The organism is Roseateles sp., from assembly GCF_046300915.1.
GTDB lineage: Bacteria > Pseudomonadota > Gammaproteobacteria > Burkholderiales > Burkholderiaceae_C > Kinneretia.
In genome coordinates this window covers 1-16,522 of the sequence record NZ_JBKCLH010000040.1, presented here as the reverse complement: position 1 = coordinate 16,522, position 16,522 = coordinate 1, and the positions used below count along the sequence as shown (strand labels likewise).

General features: G+C 69.9%; 17 protein-coding genes. 7 read left to right on the top strand and 10 right to left on the bottom strand.

Annotated elements, in window-relative coordinates; translation table 11 throughout:
- Position 1: 1 nt before the first annotated feature.
- The 3 genes from ACK5F2_RS02785 to ACK5F2_RS02775 are packed head-to-tail and all read left to right on the top strand — an operon-like array spanning position 2 to position 3,148.
- Complete coding sequence (locus ACK5F2_RS02785) at positions 2 to 2,284, top strand: ATP-binding protein (protein ID WP_409862599.1); 2,283 nt, start codon at positions 2 to 4, stop codon at positions 2,282 to 2,284.
- A 25-nt stretch (positions 2,285 to 2,309) separates the two neighbouring features.
- The gene (locus tag ACK5F2_RS02780; RefSeq protein WP_409862598.1) at positions 2,310 to 2,939 is read left to right on the top strand and encodes a substrate-binding periplasmic protein; all 630 of its coding nucleotides are present in this window, start codon (positions 2,310 to 2,312) and stop codon (positions 2,937 to 2,939) included.
- Positions 2,861 to 3,148 carry a hypothetical protein gene (locus ACK5F2_RS02775; protein ID WP_409862597.1) on the top strand — a complete coding sequence of 96 codons (288 nt, stop codon included), beginning with the start codon at positions 2,861 to 2,863 and terminating at the stop codon, positions 3,146 to 3,148. The genes ACK5F2_RS02780 and ACK5F2_RS02775 overlap by 79 nt, the downstream gene beginning before the upstream one ends.
- 15 nt (positions 3,149 to 3,163) lie before the next feature.
- On the opposite strand, the gene ACK5F2_RS02770 is transcribed toward ACK5F2_RS02775, so the two are convergent.
- The 6 genes from ACK5F2_RS02770 to ACK5F2_RS02745 all read right to left on the bottom strand — a co-directional run bounded on the left by ACK5F2_RS02770 (position 3,164) and on the right by ACK5F2_RS02745 (position 7,757).
- Positions 3,164 to 4,210 (bottom strand): LD-carboxypeptidase, encoded by a 1,047-nt coding sequence (locus tag ACK5F2_RS02770; RefSeq protein WP_409862595.1) that lies wholly within the window; start codon positions 4,208 to 4,210, stop codon positions 3,164 to 3,166.
- 10 nt (positions 4,211 to 4,220) lie between these two features.
- Positions 4,221 to 4,856, bottom strand: coding sequence for a M15 family metallopeptidase (locus ACK5F2_RS02765; RefSeq protein ID WP_409862594.1), 636 nt, complete (start codon positions 4,854 to 4,856; stop codon positions 4,221 to 4,223).
- Positions 4,853 to 5,752 carry a LysR family transcriptional regulator gene (locus tag ACK5F2_RS02760; RefSeq protein WP_409862592.1) on the bottom strand — a complete coding sequence of 300 codons (900 nt, stop codon included), beginning with the start codon at positions 5,750 to 5,752 and terminating at the stop codon, positions 4,853 to 4,855. Before ACK5F2_RS02760 ends, ACK5F2_RS02765 begins: the two co-directional genes overlap by 4 nt.
- Positions 5,753 to 5,962: 210 nt before the next feature.
- Complete coding sequence (locus tag ACK5F2_RS02755; RefSeq protein ID WP_409862590.1) at positions 5,963 to 6,676, bottom strand: N-acetylmuramoyl-L-alanine amidase; 714 nt, start codon at positions 6,674 to 6,676, stop codon at positions 5,963 to 5,965.
- Positions 6,643 to 6,828: a hypothetical protein gene (locus ACK5F2_RS02750; RefSeq protein ID WP_409862589.1), complete on the bottom strand. Its 186-nt coding sequence runs from the start codon at positions 6,826 to 6,828 to the stop codon at positions 6,643 to 6,645. The genes ACK5F2_RS02755 and ACK5F2_RS02750 overlap by 34 nt, the downstream gene beginning before the upstream one ends.
- A complete protein-coding gene (locus tag ACK5F2_RS02745) occupies positions 6,825 to 7,757 on the bottom strand; it encodes an N-acetylglucosamine kinase (protein ID WP_409862588.1) in 933 nt (310 codons plus the stop codon). Before ACK5F2_RS02745 ends, ACK5F2_RS02750 begins: the two co-directional genes overlap by 4 nt.
- A gap of 228 nt (positions 7,758 to 7,985) precedes the next feature.
- Between ACK5F2_RS02745 and ACK5F2_RS02740 the strand changes: the two genes are divergently transcribed.
- On the top strand, positions 7,986 to 8,696 hold the full coding sequence (locus ACK5F2_RS02740; RefSeq protein ID WP_409862586.1) for a PEP-CTERM sorting domain-containing protein: 711 nt from the start codon (positions 7,986 to 7,988) through the stop codon (positions 8,694 to 8,696).
- Positions 8,697 to 8,708: 12 nt separating this feature from the next.
- On the opposite strand, the gene ACK5F2_RS02735 is transcribed toward ACK5F2_RS02740, so the two are convergent.
- The 4 genes from ACK5F2_RS02735 to murQ all read right to left on the bottom strand — a co-directional run bounded on the left by ACK5F2_RS02735 (position 8,709) and on the right by murQ (position 13,724).
- Positions 8,709 to 10,283 carry a glycoside hydrolase family 10 protein gene (locus ACK5F2_RS02735; RefSeq protein ID WP_409862585.1) on the bottom strand — a complete coding sequence of 525 codons (1,575 nt, stop codon included), beginning with the start codon at positions 10,281 to 10,283 and terminating at the stop codon, positions 8,709 to 8,711.
- Positions 10,265 to 11,398 carry an acyltransferase family protein gene (locus tag ACK5F2_RS02730; protein ID WP_409862583.1) on the bottom strand — a complete coding sequence of 378 codons (1,134 nt, stop codon included), beginning with the start codon at positions 11,396 to 11,398 and terminating at the stop codon, positions 10,265 to 10,267. Before ACK5F2_RS02730 ends, ACK5F2_RS02735 begins: the two co-directional genes overlap by 19 nt.
- Positions 11,395 to 12,708, bottom strand: coding sequence for an MFS transporter (locus ACK5F2_RS02725; RefSeq protein WP_409862582.1), 1,314 nt, complete (start codon positions 12,706 to 12,708; stop codon positions 11,395 to 11,397). Before ACK5F2_RS02725 ends, ACK5F2_RS02730 begins: the two co-directional genes overlap by 4 nt.
- Positions 12,709 to 12,839: 131 nt before the next feature.
- Positions 12,840 to 13,724, bottom strand: a complete 885-nt coding sequence (gene murQ / locus ACK5F2_RS02720) for an N-acetylmuramic acid 6-phosphate etherase (protein WP_409862580.1) — start codon at positions 13,722 to 13,724, stop codon at positions 12,840 to 12,842.
- A 197-nt stretch (positions 13,725 to 13,921) separates the two neighbouring features.
- Between murQ and ACK5F2_RS02715 the strand changes: the two genes are divergently transcribed.
- The 3 genes from ACK5F2_RS02715 to ACK5F2_RS02705 form a co-directional block, all read left to right on the top strand.
- Complete coding sequence (locus ACK5F2_RS02715) at positions 13,922 to 14,479, top strand: peroxiredoxin (RefSeq protein WP_409862578.1); 558 nt, start codon at positions 13,922 to 13,924, stop codon at positions 14,477 to 14,479.
- A gap of 78 nt (positions 14,480 to 14,557) precedes the next feature.
- Entirely contained in the window at positions 14,558 to 15,910 is a 1,353-nt protein-coding gene (locus ACK5F2_RS02710; protein WP_409862577.1) for an MATE family efflux transporter, read from the top strand.
- Positions 15,911 to 16,038: 128 nt separating this feature from the next.
- The coding region (locus ACK5F2_RS02705; RefSeq protein WP_409862575.1) for a double zinc ribbon domain-containing protein at positions 16,039 to 16,522 on the top strand (484 nt) is incomplete at its 3' end.

Genomic DNA, 16,522 nt, shown 5'->3' with positions numbered 1-16,522 from the left:
CATGGATCTGTTCATCGACGAGGCGAGCTATCTGATCCTGGCCCGCTCGGCCGGGCGGGCTGGAGCCAGCGTGGCCGAACGCCTGGCCTTGTGCTGGCACCAGCGGCAGCGCGACCCGGCCGCCGCCCTGGTCCTGAGCGCCCAGCTGCGACCCCTGGTGCCCGAGGTCGGATGTGCCCGGCTGGATCTGGTCCAGGCCGAGCTTGCATTGCTCCAGATGGACTTCCTGCTTTTGGACCAGGCCCTGGAGCGCGCGCGTCAGGCTTTCGAGGCGGCGGACGATGCGCTGGGGCTGGCCGACTGCGACTGGTTGGAGGCCTGGCGTGCCTCCTCGGAGGGACGCCAGACCCAGGCGCTTCCCAGGCTGGAGAGCGTGCGGCGCCGGGCCGGGGCGCAGTCCCAGCGCGCGCAGGCCGCGAGCTTGTGGGCGGACTTGCTGCATACCTTTGCCGACCCTCTGGCCGGCCGCGCGCGCGGCGCACCGTCGCTGGAGCAGATTGGCGCGCTACCCGTGGGCGTAGACGCCTGGGCGCACGAGCTTCGTGGCACGCTGGCCGCCCAGGCCAGTGACTATGGCCGGGCCGCCGGCGAACGCCTCCTGGCCTTTGAGAAGGCCCGCAACAGCGGCCAGCTGCACCGGGCCGTGGTGGCCATCCACAACGCCGTGGATGCGCTCAACAATCTGGGCATCTACGAGCAGTCCTTGCAGTGGATGGAGCATGCACTGGAACTGCTGCGCCCGCGTGCCTGGCCGATGCTGGAGGGGCACAGCCTGACCCAGCTGGGCGATACGCTCAGGCGACTCGGGCGGCTGGATCAGGCCCTGCAGGCGCTGGATGAGGCCCTCGACAGGCTGGGCGGCCTGCCGGCCTCCAGACCTTATGCGATTCTGCTCAAGTGCCGGGGTGATCTGCTGCTGGATCGGGCCGAGGCGGAACCTGCCCTGCAGACCTTCGAGCAGCTCCAGGCCCATGGTCAGGCCCGGCTGCACCCGGATCTGGGCATACATGCCCTGCGTGGCGAGGCGCAGGCTCTGAGCCTGCTCGGGCGGGGGCAGGCGGCGCTGGGCCGTGCGCATGCTGCCCTGCAGCGCGCCCGCGACAGCGCGCATGTGTACCGGCAGATCGAGTCGCTGCGCGCTCTGGCCCGCCTGCATGCGGATCACCCGGAGCTTCAGCCGGACGAGCCCTCGCGGGCGCCCAGCCCGGCCTTGCACTACCTCTTGCAGGCGCAGCAGCTGGCCGGCACATTGGCCGGCTTTACGCCTCCCGGCGAGCTCTGGGACGAGCTCGCCGATGCCTGGGCGGCCAGCGGCGATATGGCGCAGGCCTACCGGCTGTGCCGACTGGCCGAGGCCGCCAGGCGGCGCAGCCAGACCGATCAAGCTGCCCAGCGTGTGCTGGCCATGCAGGTCTTGCACGAAACCGAGCAGGCGCGTGCCGAGGCGGCGGAGCAGGCGCGGCGCGCTGACCGGCTGGATCGCGAGATGGCCCAGCGTGTGCAGCAGGGCAAGCTGCAGGCACTGAGTCGTCTGGTGGCCGGCGTGGCCCATGAGCTCAACACGCCGCTGGGCAACAGCCTGATGGCCGCCAGCAATCTGCAGTCCCGTGCGGACGAGCTGCATCAGGCCTTGCAGGAGCAGCAGCTGCGCCGCAGTGCACTGGAGACCTTTCTGGATCAGATCCGCAGCTCCGGGGCGCTGCTGACGCGCAATCTGGCGCGTGCGGCGAGCCTGGTCGAACAGTTCAAGCAGCTGGCCGTGAGCTCGGATGCCCGGGTGCGGCAGCGCCTGCGGCTGCGCCCGCTGTGCGAGCAGCTCCTGCATGAGTTCCAGGGCCAGCTCGCGTCCGCCCCGGACTTGCGCCTGACGCTGGGGCTGGAGGTGGATCCGCGTCTGGTTCTCAGCAGCGATCCCGTGGCGCTGCAGCAGCTGCTGGCCGAACTGCTGGTCAACGCCCGTCTGCATGCCTTTGCGGGGCGCAGCCAGGGACGCCTGAGCCTGCGGGCCGCCATCGAGGGCGAGCGCGGGTTGCGCCTGAGCCTGCAGGACGATGGTTGCGGCATCACAGCGGACAACCTGCCCCATGTGTTTGACCCATTTTTCAGCACCCGCTTCGGGCAGGGCCGCAGCGGCCTGGGTTTGCATATCTGCCACAACCTGGCGCTGGCCAGGCTGGGTGGGACGCTGAGCGTCAGCAGCGAGCCCGGCATGGGTTGCTGTTTCACCTTGCTGCTGCCCGAGGCCGGGCCTGAGCTGCGCGACGAGGCGCTATCCTCGCCCTGAGGATGATCCACAAGGAGCGCGACGCATGCTGCTTGCTGACGGCTGGGGCGAGGTGGCTGACAAGAGCTGGAGGAGATGGTGGCTGACACGGCTGCTGTGCGGCTTGGCACTCCTGTCTTCGCAGGCTGCGTTGGGGGCCGAGCCGGTGCGCCGTTTCCTGACCGAGCCCTTCCCGCCCTACACCTTTGCCGACGAAGCGGGCCGCGCCGCGGGTCCCATGGTGGATGTCTTGCGCGAGGCCTGCGAGCAGCTGGGCTGGCGTTGCAGCATCGAGGTCCTGCCCTGGCGCAGGGCGCTCAACGAGGCGCAGCGCGGCGAGGCCCATGGCCTGTTCACCATTTCTGACACCCCGGAGCGGCGGGCCTATTTCCATGTGAGCGTGCCCGTGGTGGACGGGCGCTACGCCTTGTTTGCCCGGGCGGGTGAGGACTTTGTGTACCGCGGCCGGCCCGAACAGCTGGCGGGCCGCACCGTCGCGGCCTATGGTCCCTCGGGCACCCTGCTGGCCCTGGAGGAACTGGCCCAGGCCGAGCCCAGCCTGCGGGTCGAGACCGAGCCGGACCGGACAATCTCACCGTGCTGCGCAAGCTGGTGGCGGGCCGCTACGGAGCCGAGGGCCTGGCCCTCATCAATGAGGGCGTGGCCCTGCACCTGATCCGCGAGCGCGGCATGGGCGGCTTGCAGGCCGCCGGGGTGGTGAAGCAGTTCGCCTACTCTTTCGGCCTCTCGCGCAGCCGGGTCAGCCTCAAGGACTTCCAGGCTTTCAACGCCGCCCTGGTGCGCCTGTGCCGCAGCGGCCGCAGTGCCGCCCTGATCAAGCCCCACGCCGTGCCCGCCTCGCCTTGTGCCAAGGCGTCGTCCTGACGTCGGCCAGCTCCTTCAGCGCACCACGGGCCGCAGGATCTGCAAGCTGCCGGCGTCGGCATCGATCTCCGCCTCGGCGCCCACGGGAATCGTGAACTTGCGGCGGATGTGGCCGATCATGGCGCCGCGGTAGACCGGCACCTTCAGCGGCAGGAAGTAGTCGTCGAAGACCTCGTCCAGGGTGTGGCTGGCATAGCCGTCGCCGGGTTCGCACTTGGTGAACTTGCCGATCACCACGCCGCTGAGCTGGCTCAGCGCGCCGCACAGGCGCAAGGTGGAGAGCATGCGCTCCACGCGGTAGATGTACTCGTTGATCTCTTCGAGAAAGAGGATGGCGCCGCGGCAGTCGGGGAAGTAGGGCGTGCCGGCCAGGGAGGCCAGTACCGCCAGATTGCCGCCCACCAGGGGGCCGCGGGCGCGGCCGCCGCGCAGGGTGCTGATGCGGTCGTCCTTCTGCACCAGGTTGTCGCCGCGCTCGCCCTTGGGGTTGCTCAGCAGCGGGGCCTGGCCTTCCATCACCAGGGCGCGCCAGTGCGCCACCGAGAAGGCATTCCACTCCGACTCGGCCACCGGCGCGTGGAAGCAGACCAGGCCGGTCTGGCGCTGCATGGCGTTGAGCAGGCAGGTGATGTCGGAGAAGCCGCCGAAGTACTTGGGCTTGGCGGCGATCAGGCGGTAGTCCAGCTTGTCGACGATGCGGTTGCAGCCCGAGCCGCCGGTCATGGCCATGATGCCCTGCACCGTGTCGTCGGCGAACATGGCGTTCAGGTCGGCGGCGCGCTGCTCGTCGGTGCCGCCGAACTTGCCCCAGCGCGCGCGCAAGTTGGGCGCCTCGCGCACCTTGAAGCCCAGGGCCTGCAGGGCCTCGGTGGCGATGGCATAGGGCTCGCGCTCGAAGGTGGCCTTGGCCGGGCTGACCAGGGCGATGGTGTCGCCGGCTTGCAGGCGGCGCGGATAGACCGGGGCCGGGCTTGCGGGCGCGGCGGCCCGGGTGGCGGGCGCGGCCAGACCGGCACCCGCGGCGAACAGGGATTGGCCCAGCAGGCGGCGGCTCAGCGTCATGGCGGCTTGTCTACATCACCCGGGGCAGATCGCGGCGCACCGCCACGCGGTCGCCGAAGTCGAAATGCCACCACTCGGTGCTGATGACCTGGAATCCGGCCTGGCGCATGGCGGCGCGCAGCCAGCCGCGCTCCAGCAGATGCTCGGGCCGGAGCAGGCCCAGGGCCAGGTGCTCGGCCTCGTGGTCGGGGTGGGAGGTGAGAGCCATCTCGTCAAAGCCCGATCCCATGTCCACCTCGCGGCCCTGGGGGTCCAGCAGGGTCAGGTCCACGGCCATGCCGTAGCTGTGGATGGAGCCGCGCACGGGGTTGGCCAGATACAGGGTGAGCGGCGTGCCCTGCAGCTCGTCCCACAGCACCTCCTGCACGCGCTGGGGGCGCAGCGCGTCCAGCACCAGCAGGCGGTAGCCGGGGCGGTGGGCCGCCAGCCAGGCGGCGGCGCGCTCCAAGGCGTCGGCGGCCTCGCGGCGCAGATAGCTGCAGTCCAGGCCACCATAGACATTGCGGCCCACGAAGTTGTCGGGCGTGGCGTAGCGCAGGTCCACCGCAATGCCGGGAATGCTCAGCAGGGCGCGGAAGTCGGCATGGCCGGGCACCTCCTCGCAGGGAATCATGGGCGGCGGCGTCAGGGATTCGGGGGCGTTCAAGCCAGGGTCTCCAGATTGTCCTTGGCGGCATCGCCCAGAAAGCGCACCAGACGGCGTGCGGTCTGGGCCAGGGGCGCATTGGCGGCGCTGAGCAGATAGAGCTGCACCGGCAGATGCGGCGCCACGGGGCGCAGGCGCAGGCGGCTGCGGTCGGCGCCGGCGGCGGTGAAGGGGTCGACGATGGCCAGGCCCAGGCCGGCCTCCACCAGGGAGCGGGCCAGCTGGTAGGTCTGCACCGTCAGGCGGCTGCGCGGCTGCAGGCCCTGGGCCTCGCAGGCATTGAGCACCACGCTGCCCAGGGGATCATCCGCCGGCAGGGCCACCAGCTCGCTGTGGATCTGCCCCAGGGGCAGGGGGCCTTCGGCGGCGGCCTCGGGTGAGCCCAGGGGGCACAGGGCCACCATGGGGCCGCTGGCAATGCTCTCGGAGCGTATGCCCGGGTGGCGTGGGTCCTGCAGCGAGAGGGCCAGATCGGCCTCGCCCAGCAGCAGGGCCGAGACGATCTCGCGCGTGTGGTTGGTGGCCAGCACGCAGCGGGCCTGGGGATAGGCCCGGCACCACTGGCTCATGGCCTGGGGAATGACCGTGGCGCCCAGGGTGGGCGTGGCCACCAGGCGCACCTGCTCGGACTCGCCGCTGCGCAGATTGGCGGCCAGGCGCCGGATCGAGACCAGGTCGCGGTTGAGCTTGTCGATTTCCACGAACAGGCGCTCGGCCTCGGGCGTGGGGTAGAGCTTGCCGCGCACCCGGTCGAACAGGGGCATGCCCAGCTGCAGCTCGCAATGCTGCAGCACCTTGGTCACGGCGGGCTGGGAGATGTGCAGCAGCTGGGCGGCACCGCTGATGGTGCCGGCCTGCATCACCGCGTGGAAGACCTCGATATGGCGCAGCCTCATGCCCCACAGCCTCTTGCGGCGCAGCGGCGTGGAGCGGCTTCGGCGGGGGACCTGGGCAGGGGCATGGGTTTCATGACGGGACCGGTCATTGTTTGGAGGCGGGGCGGCGCTCGCAACTGAATAGAGCGTGGGCGAATATAACTTTGTGTTATCGCCTCCGTGAACCTGTCGGGAGAACCCGGCCTGGTGCCGGTCGGCCTTGTCCCGGCCCTACCAGCGCGAGGTATAGGGCTTGGCCTCGCCGCTGAGCGGGCTGCTGCTCTTGAGCAGCAGCCCGCCGGGGCTGCTGGCCACATCGATCAGGGCGGCGGTCTCGGGGTCGAGCTGGCCGTCGTAGCGGCTGGGCCGGTACTTCATCTGGAAGGTGACGATGGTTTCCTGCGTCAGCTGATCGAGCTGGCCATGGCGCGGCACGTTGTAGCCGATGCGCGCGAGGCGCTCCTGGGCCCAGGCGTAGTCGGGCGGCTGCAGGGTGAAGAGAGGCACCTTGGCCGCCACCTGGGCGGCGTCGGGCCAGGGACTCAGGCCGGCATCGGCAAACTGCTTCCAGGGGAACATGGGGCCCGGGTCCTGCTTGCGGCCGGGGGCGATGTCCGCATGGCCGATGATGCGCTCGGGCTTGATGCCGTGGCGGGCCACGATGTCCTTGCTGAGGGCGATCACCGCGTCGATCTGCTTTTGCGGGAAGGGGGCGTAGACGCGCCCGGCCGCGGTGTCGCTATAGCCGGGGTTGACGATTTCGATGCCGATGGAGGCGGCGTTCAGATTGCTATGGCCGGCCCAGAAGCTGGGGCCGGCATGCCAGGCGCGGCGGTTCTCGTCGACCAGGCGGTAGATGGTGGGGGGCTCGTCGCGCACCAGATAGTGCGAGGAGACCAGGCCGCCCGTGGTCAGCACCTTGAGCGACTTGGGAAAGTCCAGCACGTGTAGTGCAGGATCAGGAACTGGGCGCGGCTGTCCTGGTTGTCCGAGACATAGCTGCTGTCAATCTGCAGGGCCGGGGTTTGCGGACCGGTGGCACAGGCGCTGAGCAGCAGGGCCAGGGTCAGCGGGGCGAGCAGTGGCGGGATCTTCATGAGCGGGCGGCCAGCTGGGCGGCGGTGAGATGGGGTTGCAGATGCGTGATGGTGAGCGAAGTGTCGCCGGGCAGACCCGCGCGCAGGCCCTCGCCCAGCAGCGGGTGCAGCTGCAGGGCGCGGCCTGCGGCCACCACCGGACGCGCACCATAACGCCGGATCAGCGCCAGCGCCAGCCGGGCCAGCTCCTGGCCGGCACGATAAAGCAGCGCGCGGGCCTGTGCATCGCCGTCCTGCTCGGCCGCGGCCGCCACGGCCAGGGCCAGGCGGCCCATCTCGCCGCGCTCCCCGCCGTAGACAAAGGCGCGGCTGCGGGCCCAGTCGCTGTCGCCCAGGGCCTCGAACAGGCGCCTGGCCAGCGCGCTGTCCTGCCAGGCGCCAGGCGCCTCGTCCTCGCGCCGCCAGACCTGGGCCAGGGCCTCGCGGGCAATCCAGAAACCGCCGCCCTCGTCGCCCAGCAGGGGACCGCGCCCGCCGGCACGCTGCATGCGGCCCCCTTCGTCGATGAAGGCCGCGATGGCGCCGGTGCCGGCGTACAGCAGATAGCCCTGGCCCGGCGCGAAGGCGCTGCGGTAGGCAATGTCCATATCGCTGCCCACGAAGATGGCGGCGGGCGCCAGGCCCAGGGCCTGGGACAGCAGCTCGCGCAGCTGGGCGGCGGCCGGACCGTCGGACTCGCCCACGCCGGTGATGCCGGCGTAAATGCCCCGCGGCCGGCCCCGCGCCAGCACGGCGCTGGCCAGGACCTGGCTGGTCAGGGCCAAGCTCACACGCCCCGCGCTGCTGGCCAGCTGCAGGCCGCTGAGGCCCGCGACCTGGCCTTCGGCCAGGATCTGCCCATCGGCCCGGGCCAATGCCCAGCGGGTTTGCGTGCCCCCGGCATCCAGGCCCAGGCCCAGCGCGGTGGTGGAGTAAGGGGAGACTGACATGGTCGGCGGCCCAGCTTAGGGCCGCAGTCCTGCCGCGGCCAATGTCAATGCCGGCCCGGCCCATAACCTGGGCTCAGTGGTGCCTCGCCATGCGGACCGCGCTCGGCTCATGAGTCCGCATCTGCGGCCTGTCGCGTCTATCCCCCTAGTTTGTGGGTGGACGTTCCCGGAAAAGCCGAGTGTCCGAGGAGACACTGCGGTGCAGCATTGCCTTGCAGGAGCTTTCCCATGCCTACCTCTTTCGCCCAGACTTCCCGCCCCACGCCCTGGCAGCGTCTGCGCGCTGCCGCCGTCATGGCGCTGGGCACCCTGGCGAGTGCGGGCGCCATGGCCGGCTTCATTACCCTGAATGAACAGGGTATGGACAGCATCTTCAGCCAGCCGAGCTTTGGCTCTCAGACCCTGGATATCCGATTCAATGCCCCGATGACCCTGGTCAAGCCCAGTCTGCTGGGCCTGGACAGCATTTGGGAGATGGACGAGCTGCGCAGCCTGGCGGCGCCGGGCAGCAAGACCCTGAGCATGTTCTTCGCGGACAGCATCAGCTGGTGTGGCGAGGACGGCAGCAATTTTGTGGGTTGCGCGGATCTGGGTGGCCCCGGCTATCCCTCTGCGCGCATCATGGTGCTGAAGTCCAGCACCGCGGCCTCAAATCTGGGATCCGCCCTGGCCGCGCATGAGCTGGCCCATGTGCTGGGTCTGGGCCATGTCAACACCAGCGGCAATCTGATGAACGAATATATCGGGGGCACCAGCCTGAGCTTCAGCCAGGTCAGCAGCCTGCTGAGCAGCCCCATGATCCAGCTCGACGGGGCTCAGCGCTTTGTCTCGATCACGCCCATCGCCCTGGTGGCCCAGGTGCCCGAGCCGGCCAGCTGGGCCATGCTGGGCCTGGGTGTGCTGGCCCTGGGCTGGCGCCGTCGCGCCCGGGCCGCCTGAGCCTGCGGCGGCTCAGTCCGCCATCAGCCGCAGGGCGGCACGCGGGCCCTCATTGCCCACGCGGTCCAGGGCCGAGACCACCAGGGCCTCCAGTCCCGCGCGCTCCAGCAGGAGCTCGGCCTCCTGCGTGGTGCTGAAGCGCCATTGGCCCGCACGGCGTTGCCAAAGCGCATAGCGCAGCACCGGCTTGCCGGGGCCGGGACGCAGCTGCAGGCGCAGCTGGGCCGGGCCGGTTTCCTGCACGGCCAGCTGTGGGGCGGCCGGGCCGCCCGCTTCCAGCCAGGGCGTGGCGGGCACCAGGGCTGGCTCGGCATAGAGTTCGCGCTGCAGGGCTTCACTCAGGCCGCGGCGGTTCTGACTCAGGGCCACCATGCTGAAGTGCGCGTGACCGCTGCCCGGGTAGGCCTGGCGGCAGTGGGCGATCTGGGCCGTGATCTCCTCGACGGGCCAGCCCTCGGCCTTGTCGGCCGGGGTGATGCGGCTGGTGAAAAGCCCCGCCCAGATATGGCGGCCCTGGCGGTTCTGCGCGTTCCAGTAGTCCAGCAGGGGCGCAAAAGCCTGGGCCCGCTGGGCCCGCGGCCAGTAGAGCTGGGGCACCAGATAGTCCAGCCAGCCCTCGTGCAGCCAGCGCTCCACATCGGCATAGAGCTTGTCGTACTGGCTGAAGCCGGCGATGCCCTCGGGCCGCAGCGCCGGCTTGGGCAGGCCAAAGGGGCTGATGCCGAAGCGCACCCAGGGCTTGGTGCTGCGGATCAGCTGATGCAGGCGCTGCACCAGCTCGTCCACATTCTGGCGCCGCCAGTCCGCCCGGCCCAGTTTGCCGCCCCCCTGCACATAGCGCTGCCAGGCCGGCTCGTCCGGGAAGTCCAGCTCCAGCTTGGCCGCCGGGTCGCTGCCCGGCTGCGGCACGGGGTAGGGGTAGAAGTAGTCGTCGATGTGGATGCCGTCCACGTCGTAACGCTGCAGCACATCGCGGAACACGGCCAGGGTGTGCTCGGCCGCGCCGGGCTCGCCCGGGTCCAGCCAGAGCTGGTCGCCATAGCGTTTGACCCAGTCGGGGCGGGTCTGGCTCAGATGGCTGGGGGCCGGGGCCGACTTCGCGCCGCTCTGGCGCGCGCGGAAGGGGTTGAACCAGGCGTGCAGCTCCAGGCCGCGCTGGTGGGCCTCGGGGATCCACAGGGCCAGGGGGTCATAGCCTGGCGAGCGGCCCTGCTGACCGCTCAGGTATTCGCTCCAGGGTTCCAGACGCGAGTCGTAGAAGGCATCGGCGCTGGTGCGGATCTGGAGGATCAGGGCATTGAGCTTGAGTGCCACCGCCCGGTCCAGGATGGCGCGCATCTCGGTGATCTGCTGCTCGGCGCTGAGGCCGGGCTGGCTGGGCCAGTCGATATTGGCCACGGTGGCCACCCAGGCGGCGCGGAACTCGCGCGGCGCGGGCGGGGCCGCAGCGGCCAGCTCGGGCGCGGGGCGCGCGAGCGGGGCCCGCTCTTGCGGCGGCGGCAGGCTGCCGCAGGCCGACAGGGCGGCACCGGCACCGCCGGCCAGCAGCAGGCGGCGGCGCCCGGCATTCAGACTTTGACGAACCATTGCTTTTTCCACATCAACCAGGCCACACCATACATGGCGCCCAGGAATGCCAGCGCATACAGGAGGGAGGCATTGACCGGCGCCAGCCCCAGCTGCTGGATGGGCGCATAGAGCAGGGCCTTGAGGCTGGTCTGACCGTCGGGCTTCACGCTGGCCAGCAGCTTGGCCACCAGGCCCGAAAACGCAAAGATGAACAGCGCATTCATCCCGAAGACCAGCAGGGGCCTGGCCAGGCGCGCCATGCGCGCGCGCAGCAGCGGCAGGGGCATGGCGTCCAGCAGCCAGTAGCAGCAGGCGAACACCAGCTGGGCCCAGCCCGCCATCGCGAACACATAGGACGGGGTCCACAGATTCTTGTTGATGGGCATCAGCCAGGCATCCAGCAGCTGGCCGATCCACAGGCAGGCAAGACCCGACACCATGAACCACATGGCCTTCTCGCCCGGCTCGCGGCGGCTCAGCAGCCACTGGCCGGCCAGCACGCCCAGGAGCTGGCTGGCGACGGCCGGCAGGGTGGACAGCAGACCCTCGGGGTCCCAGGTCTTGCTCTGGCGCCAGAGATGGCCCTCCATCAGCCAGCGGTCCAGCCAGGCGCCCACATCCTCGCCCGGGCGCAGCGAGCCGGTGTGCCACACGCCCTGGGCATCCGGCACCGGCACGCCCAGCTGGATGGCGCTGTAGAGCGCCATCAGGCCCAGGGCCCAGGCCAGCTGGCCGCGCCAGCCCCACCACAGCACGATGGGTGCGGCCAGCAGGGTGCACAGGCCCAGGCGCTGCAGCACGCCGGGAATGCGCAGCTCGGCCAGACTGAAGCTGGGGATCCAGTTGAGCAGCAGGCCGATGGCGATGATGGTCAACGCGCGCCGCGCCGTCTGGGCCAGCAGCCTCAGCTTGTCATCGCCCAGCGCCGCGCGGCGGCCCAGGCTGATGGGCATGGCCATGCCGCTGATGAAGACGAAGAAGGGGAAGATCCAGTCCGTGAAGGTCCAGCCGTGCCAGGGCGCATGCCCCAGCGGGCCGTACAGATGGCTCCAGCTGCCCGGGTTGTTGACCAGCAGCATGGCCGCGATCGTGAAGCCCCGAAAGGCATCCAGGGACAGCAGGCGGGCATTCATCGGGCCGCGTCTTCCTCGTCCGTCTTCTTGCCGAACTCGGCCGGCACCTTGATCAGCGCGGCCACGGCAAAGGAGGGCAGGGTGGCGATCAGCACCCAGATGAAGAAGTTCAGATAGCCCAGCTGCTGCTGCAGCCAGCCGCTCCACATGCCGGGCAGCATCATGCCCAGGGCCATGAAGCCGGTGCAGATGGCGTAGTGCGCAGTTTTATGCTCGCCCTCGGCCACATAGATCATCACCAGCAGATAGGCGGCGAAGCCCAGGCCGTAGCCGAATTGCTCGAAGGCGATGGCGGCGCTGATCAGCCACAGATTGCCGGTCGGCCAGGCTGCCATCAGCACATAGACGATATTGGGCACATTGATGGCCAGCACCATGGGCCACAGCGCCCGGCCCAGACCCACGCGCGAGATGATCCAGCCGCCCAGCAGGCCGCCCAGGGTCAGCGCCGTCAGGCCCACGGTGCCGTAGGCGATGCCCAGCTGCTTGGTCGTCAGCGCCAGGCCACCGGCCTCCAGCTTGTCCAGCAGAAAGGGCGTGGCCAGCTTCAGCAGCTGGGCTTCGGGGAATCGGTACAGCAGCAAAAAGGCCAGGAAGACCGCAATGCCTGGCTTGCGGAAGAAGGCCGCGAACACGGCCAGGAACTCAGCCAGCCAGTGCTGCCCGGTCGGGCTGCGTGGCGTGTCCGATGCGGGCCTGGGCAGGGCCCACTGGTGATAGGCCGCCATGGCGACGAAGAAGCCCGCCAGGATGAAGAACACGATGCTCCAGGCCGTCGTCATGCTGCCGGTGCGTTCCTGCAGCTCGCCCGCCAGATAGACCAGGCCGCCCTGACCGCCGATATTGGCCAGGCGGTAGAAGGTGGAGCGCACGCCCACGAACGCCGCCTGCTGGTGGGTCTTGAGCGCCAGCATGTAGAAGCCGTCGGCCGCGATGTCATGCGAGGCGGAGGCAAAGGCCATGAGCCAGAACATGGCCAGCGTCAGCTGGAAGAACTTGGGCGCCGGCACCGACAAGGCCACCAGGGCCAGGCTCGCACCCACCAGGAACTGCAGCGCCGTGATCCAGTGCCGCTTGGTGCCGAAGATCTCGATCAGTGGCGACCACAGCGGCTTGATCACCCAGGGCAGGTAGAGCCAGCTGGTGTACAGCGCGATCTCGGTGTTGGAGACCTCGAGGTTCTTGTACATGACCACGGACAGGGTCATGACCACCAGATAGGGCAGGGCCTGGCCGAAGTAGAGGCTGGGACTCCAGGCCCAGGGATTGCGGACGGTGGAGCCGCCGGCTTCAGGGATGCTTGTTGTCATGCGCTAGGGTTCGTTTCGGCGTGGAGCAGCCGCATAGTCCGGCGTGCATTCTCGGCCCGCAAGCGGGACAACTCCATGCGCTCGATGCTCATCGCCGTGGCGCACCGCGCTGATTCACGGGCGGCTAGCGCTCAGCCTGCGTCCAGGGCCTGGCGCACGTGGCCTTGGGCCTGGTCCAGCAGCTGGCGTGCCGCCTCCACCGGGATCTGGCGGCGCAGGGCCACCACGGCCACCTTGACCTGGAAGTCGCACTGCTCCAGCACCGCGCGGGCCTGGGCCTCATCGGCGCCGGTGGCGCGCACGGTCAGGGCCACGGCGCGGCGCAGCAGCTTGGCATTGGTGGCCTTGAGGTCCACCATCAGATTGCCGTAGACCTTGCCCAGCTTGACCATCAGGCTGCTGGAGAAGGTGTTGAGCGCCATCTTCTGCGCGCTGCCGGCCTTGAGTCGCGTGCTGCCCGAGATCACTTCGGGGCCGGTGTCCAGGGTGATGCCGATCTCGGCCGCGGCCGTCGCCGGCGCGTCCGCATTGTTGGCAAAGGCAATCGTCAGGGCCCCGGCGCTGCGCGCCGCCTCCAAAGCGCCCAGCACATAGGGCGTGCCGCCCGAGGCGGCCAGGGCCAGCAGCACATCCTGGGGGCCGATGCTCACGCCCTGCACATCGCGTGCGCCCTGTGCCTGGTCGTCCTCGGCACCTTCCACCGCCACGAACATGGCCTCCTGCCCCCCGGCGATCAGGGCCACGGCGCGCTCGCGCGGCCAGGAGAAGGTAGGGTAGAGCTCCACGCTGTCCAGCACGCCCAGGCGGCCCGAGGTGCCGGCACCGGCATAGATCAGGCGCCCGCCGGCCTGGATGCGGGGCAGGGCGGCGGCCACGGCCTGAGCCAGCTGCGGACCGGCAGCGCGGACCGCCGCCACCGCCTGCAGCTGATCCTCGACAAAGGCGCTGATCAGCTGGGGCAGTTCATACAGGTCCAGATCCGGGTGGGCCGTGCTGGGGGTCTCGGTCTTGAGCATGGGGGGCTTGCGTTCTGGCGGGAGCTTTGACTCTAGAGCTCGCCCGTCCGTCTGACCAATGAAAGCCGGCGCTCGGCGCATAACATCAGGTAATCGAGAGGTGGCACGAGGTGGCTGGCGCAGCGGGCATGGGCCGGTCTCTGCAAGCCACTGTCGAATGAGCGATCATCAGCCCGACGCCAACCGCCCTGCCCATCATGAACATATCCATTCCGAACCTTGCCCGATCGGGCCTTGCCGCCTTGCTGCTGCTCGGCACCGCTGCTCAAGCCGCCCTGCAGGTGGGCGCCCGAGCGCCCGATTTCAAAGCCGAGGCCGCTCTGGGCGGCCAGGGCTTTGCCTTCCATCTGGCTACGGCCCTGAAGGAGGGGCCGGTGGTGCTGTACTTCTACCCCAAGGCCTTTACCAGCGGCTGCACCATTGAGGCCAAGCGCTTCGCGGACGCCACGCCTCAGTTCAAGCAGCTGGGTGCCACCGTGATCGGCATGTCCAATGACGATATCGCTACGCTCAAGAAGTTCTCGGTCGAGGCCTGCCGCAGCCGGTTTGCCGTGGCGGCGGACGCGGGCGCCAAGGTGATGAAGGACTATGACGCCGCCCTGCGCATCGTGCCCGGCATGGCGGACCGCATCTCCTACCTCATCACCCCCGACGGACGCATTGCCGCCGTGCACGAGAGCATGAATCCGGACGGCCATGTGGATGCCATGCTGCAAGCCTTGCAGCGCTGGAAGAGCGGGGCCGCCAAGCCCTGACCCTCGCCCCTTGGCTCCCCTGAGTCATTGAGCCGCTGGGCTGCGGCGCTAGCATGCGCAGCTTCGCCGCCCCAGCCCATGACGCCACACACCGCGCCCTCGCCCCGCCTCTTCGCCCTGGCCTGGCCCCTGTTCATCGAGCTGCTGCTCGGCCTGGCCGTGGGCATGATAGGGACGCTGCTGGCCGCTCGGGTGTCGGACGCAGCCGGGGCGGCCTTTGCGCTGGCCAATCATGTGCTGGCCACGCTCTTCATCCTGTTTCGCATCATCGGGGCGGGCGTCAGCGTGGTCGTGACCCAGAGCCTGGGCGGCGGACGCCGCGACCAGGCCGACGCCCTGGCCCGCGCGGCCCTGGGCGCCAGCAGCTGGATCGGCCTGCTGGGTGGGGCCGCGGCCCTGCTGGGCGCCGGGCCCTTGCTGCGCCTGCTGAACGCGCCGGCCGAGGTGCTGCCCCTGGCCCAGCCCTTTCTGATGGCCTTGGCCCCGGCCCTGCTGCTGGATGCCTGGAATGCCTCCATGGCCAGCGTGATGCGCGCCCATCTGCGCAGCCGGGACACCTTGGCGGTGCTGGTGGCCATGCAGCTGTGCCAGCTGGCCCTGGCCATTCCGCTGATGCAGCTGCTGGGCCTGCCGGGCTTTGCCCTGGCCCTGGTGCTCAGCCGCGGCCTGGGGCTGGGCCTGCATCTGGGGCTGTGGCGTCTGCGCCTGGGCCTGCGGCCGCAATGGGGCGACTGGTGGCGCCTGCCCCGCCGCGAGTTGGCCACGGTGCTGCATATCGGCCTGCCGGGGGCGGCCGAGAACATTGCCTACCGCTTGGCCTATATGGTCAGCATCGCGGTGGCCGGCACCCTGGGCGCCTCGGCCCTGGCGGCACATTCCTACGCCTCCCAGCTGATGTACTTCGTGCTGCTGCCCGGCCTGGCCACCGGCTTCGCGGCGGAGATCGTGGTGGGGCATCTGATCGGTGCGGGCCGTCTGCACGAGGCGCATCGCCTGGTGCGCCGGGCCCTGGCCCGAGGTCTGCTGATCAGTGTGGTGGTGGCCACGCTGGCGGCCCTGGCCTCACCCTGGCTGCTCAAGCAGTTCAGCACGGATGCCGGCATCGTCTCGGCCGGCGTGACCCTGATGTGGCTCACCGTGCTGCTGGAGCCCGGCCGCACCTTCAATCTGGTGGTCATCAATGCCCTGCGAGCCGCGGGCGATGCGCGCTATCCGGTGATGGTGGGCGCGGGCTCCATGCTGCTGGTGCTGGCGGGTGGCAGCTGGTTGCTGGGCCATGGACTGGGCTGGGGCCTGGTGGGCCTCTGGATCGCCTACGCGGCCGACGAGTGGCTGCGGGGCCTGCTGATGTGGCGACGCTGGGCCACCCAGGGCTGGGTGCCCCATGCCCGCGGTGTTCACCGGCGGCTACACCGGCGTCACCCGCTCTAGGGACAGGTCTTGACCCACTCAGGCGGGCGGGTGGCGGCGGGCGGGGTGCCGTCCTACACTGCGCTGGGCAGATTGAGGGGACCAGCATAGAAGCCGAACCGTCCACGTCGGCGCAGCCACAGACGGCCGTGCACGCGCACCGGCCACTGAGCCTGTGCCCGTTCTGCGAGCATCGCAGCCCGTCCGGGTCCAAGTTCTGCAATCAATGCGGTGCGGCCCTGCATCTGCAGCCCTGCCGGCACTGCGGTGCGCTCAATGACGTAACCCAGACCCGGCAATGCGCGCGCTGTCATCAGGATCTGGGGCTGCAGGAACCCGAGCCGCAGGAACCCGAGCCACTTGAGGCCAGTCCCCCGGCGACGAGCGCCCTGAGCCCCCGTCCGGCCCTGCCCCTGGTCGCTGAGCTGGTGGTGGACCGGGACTGGCGCCTGGCCAGCGAACCGACCAGTTCTGCGCCCCGGGCACCACGCTGGCCCTGGTTGCTGGCCCCCGGCCTGCTGCTGGCCGGCCTGAGCGCCTGGGGCGGCTATCGCCTGGCCCTGCATCAGGCGGCGGCGCAGTCGCTGGCGCCCGCGTTTGTGCCTGTGGGTCCTGCCGCGTCCGCGCCTGGCG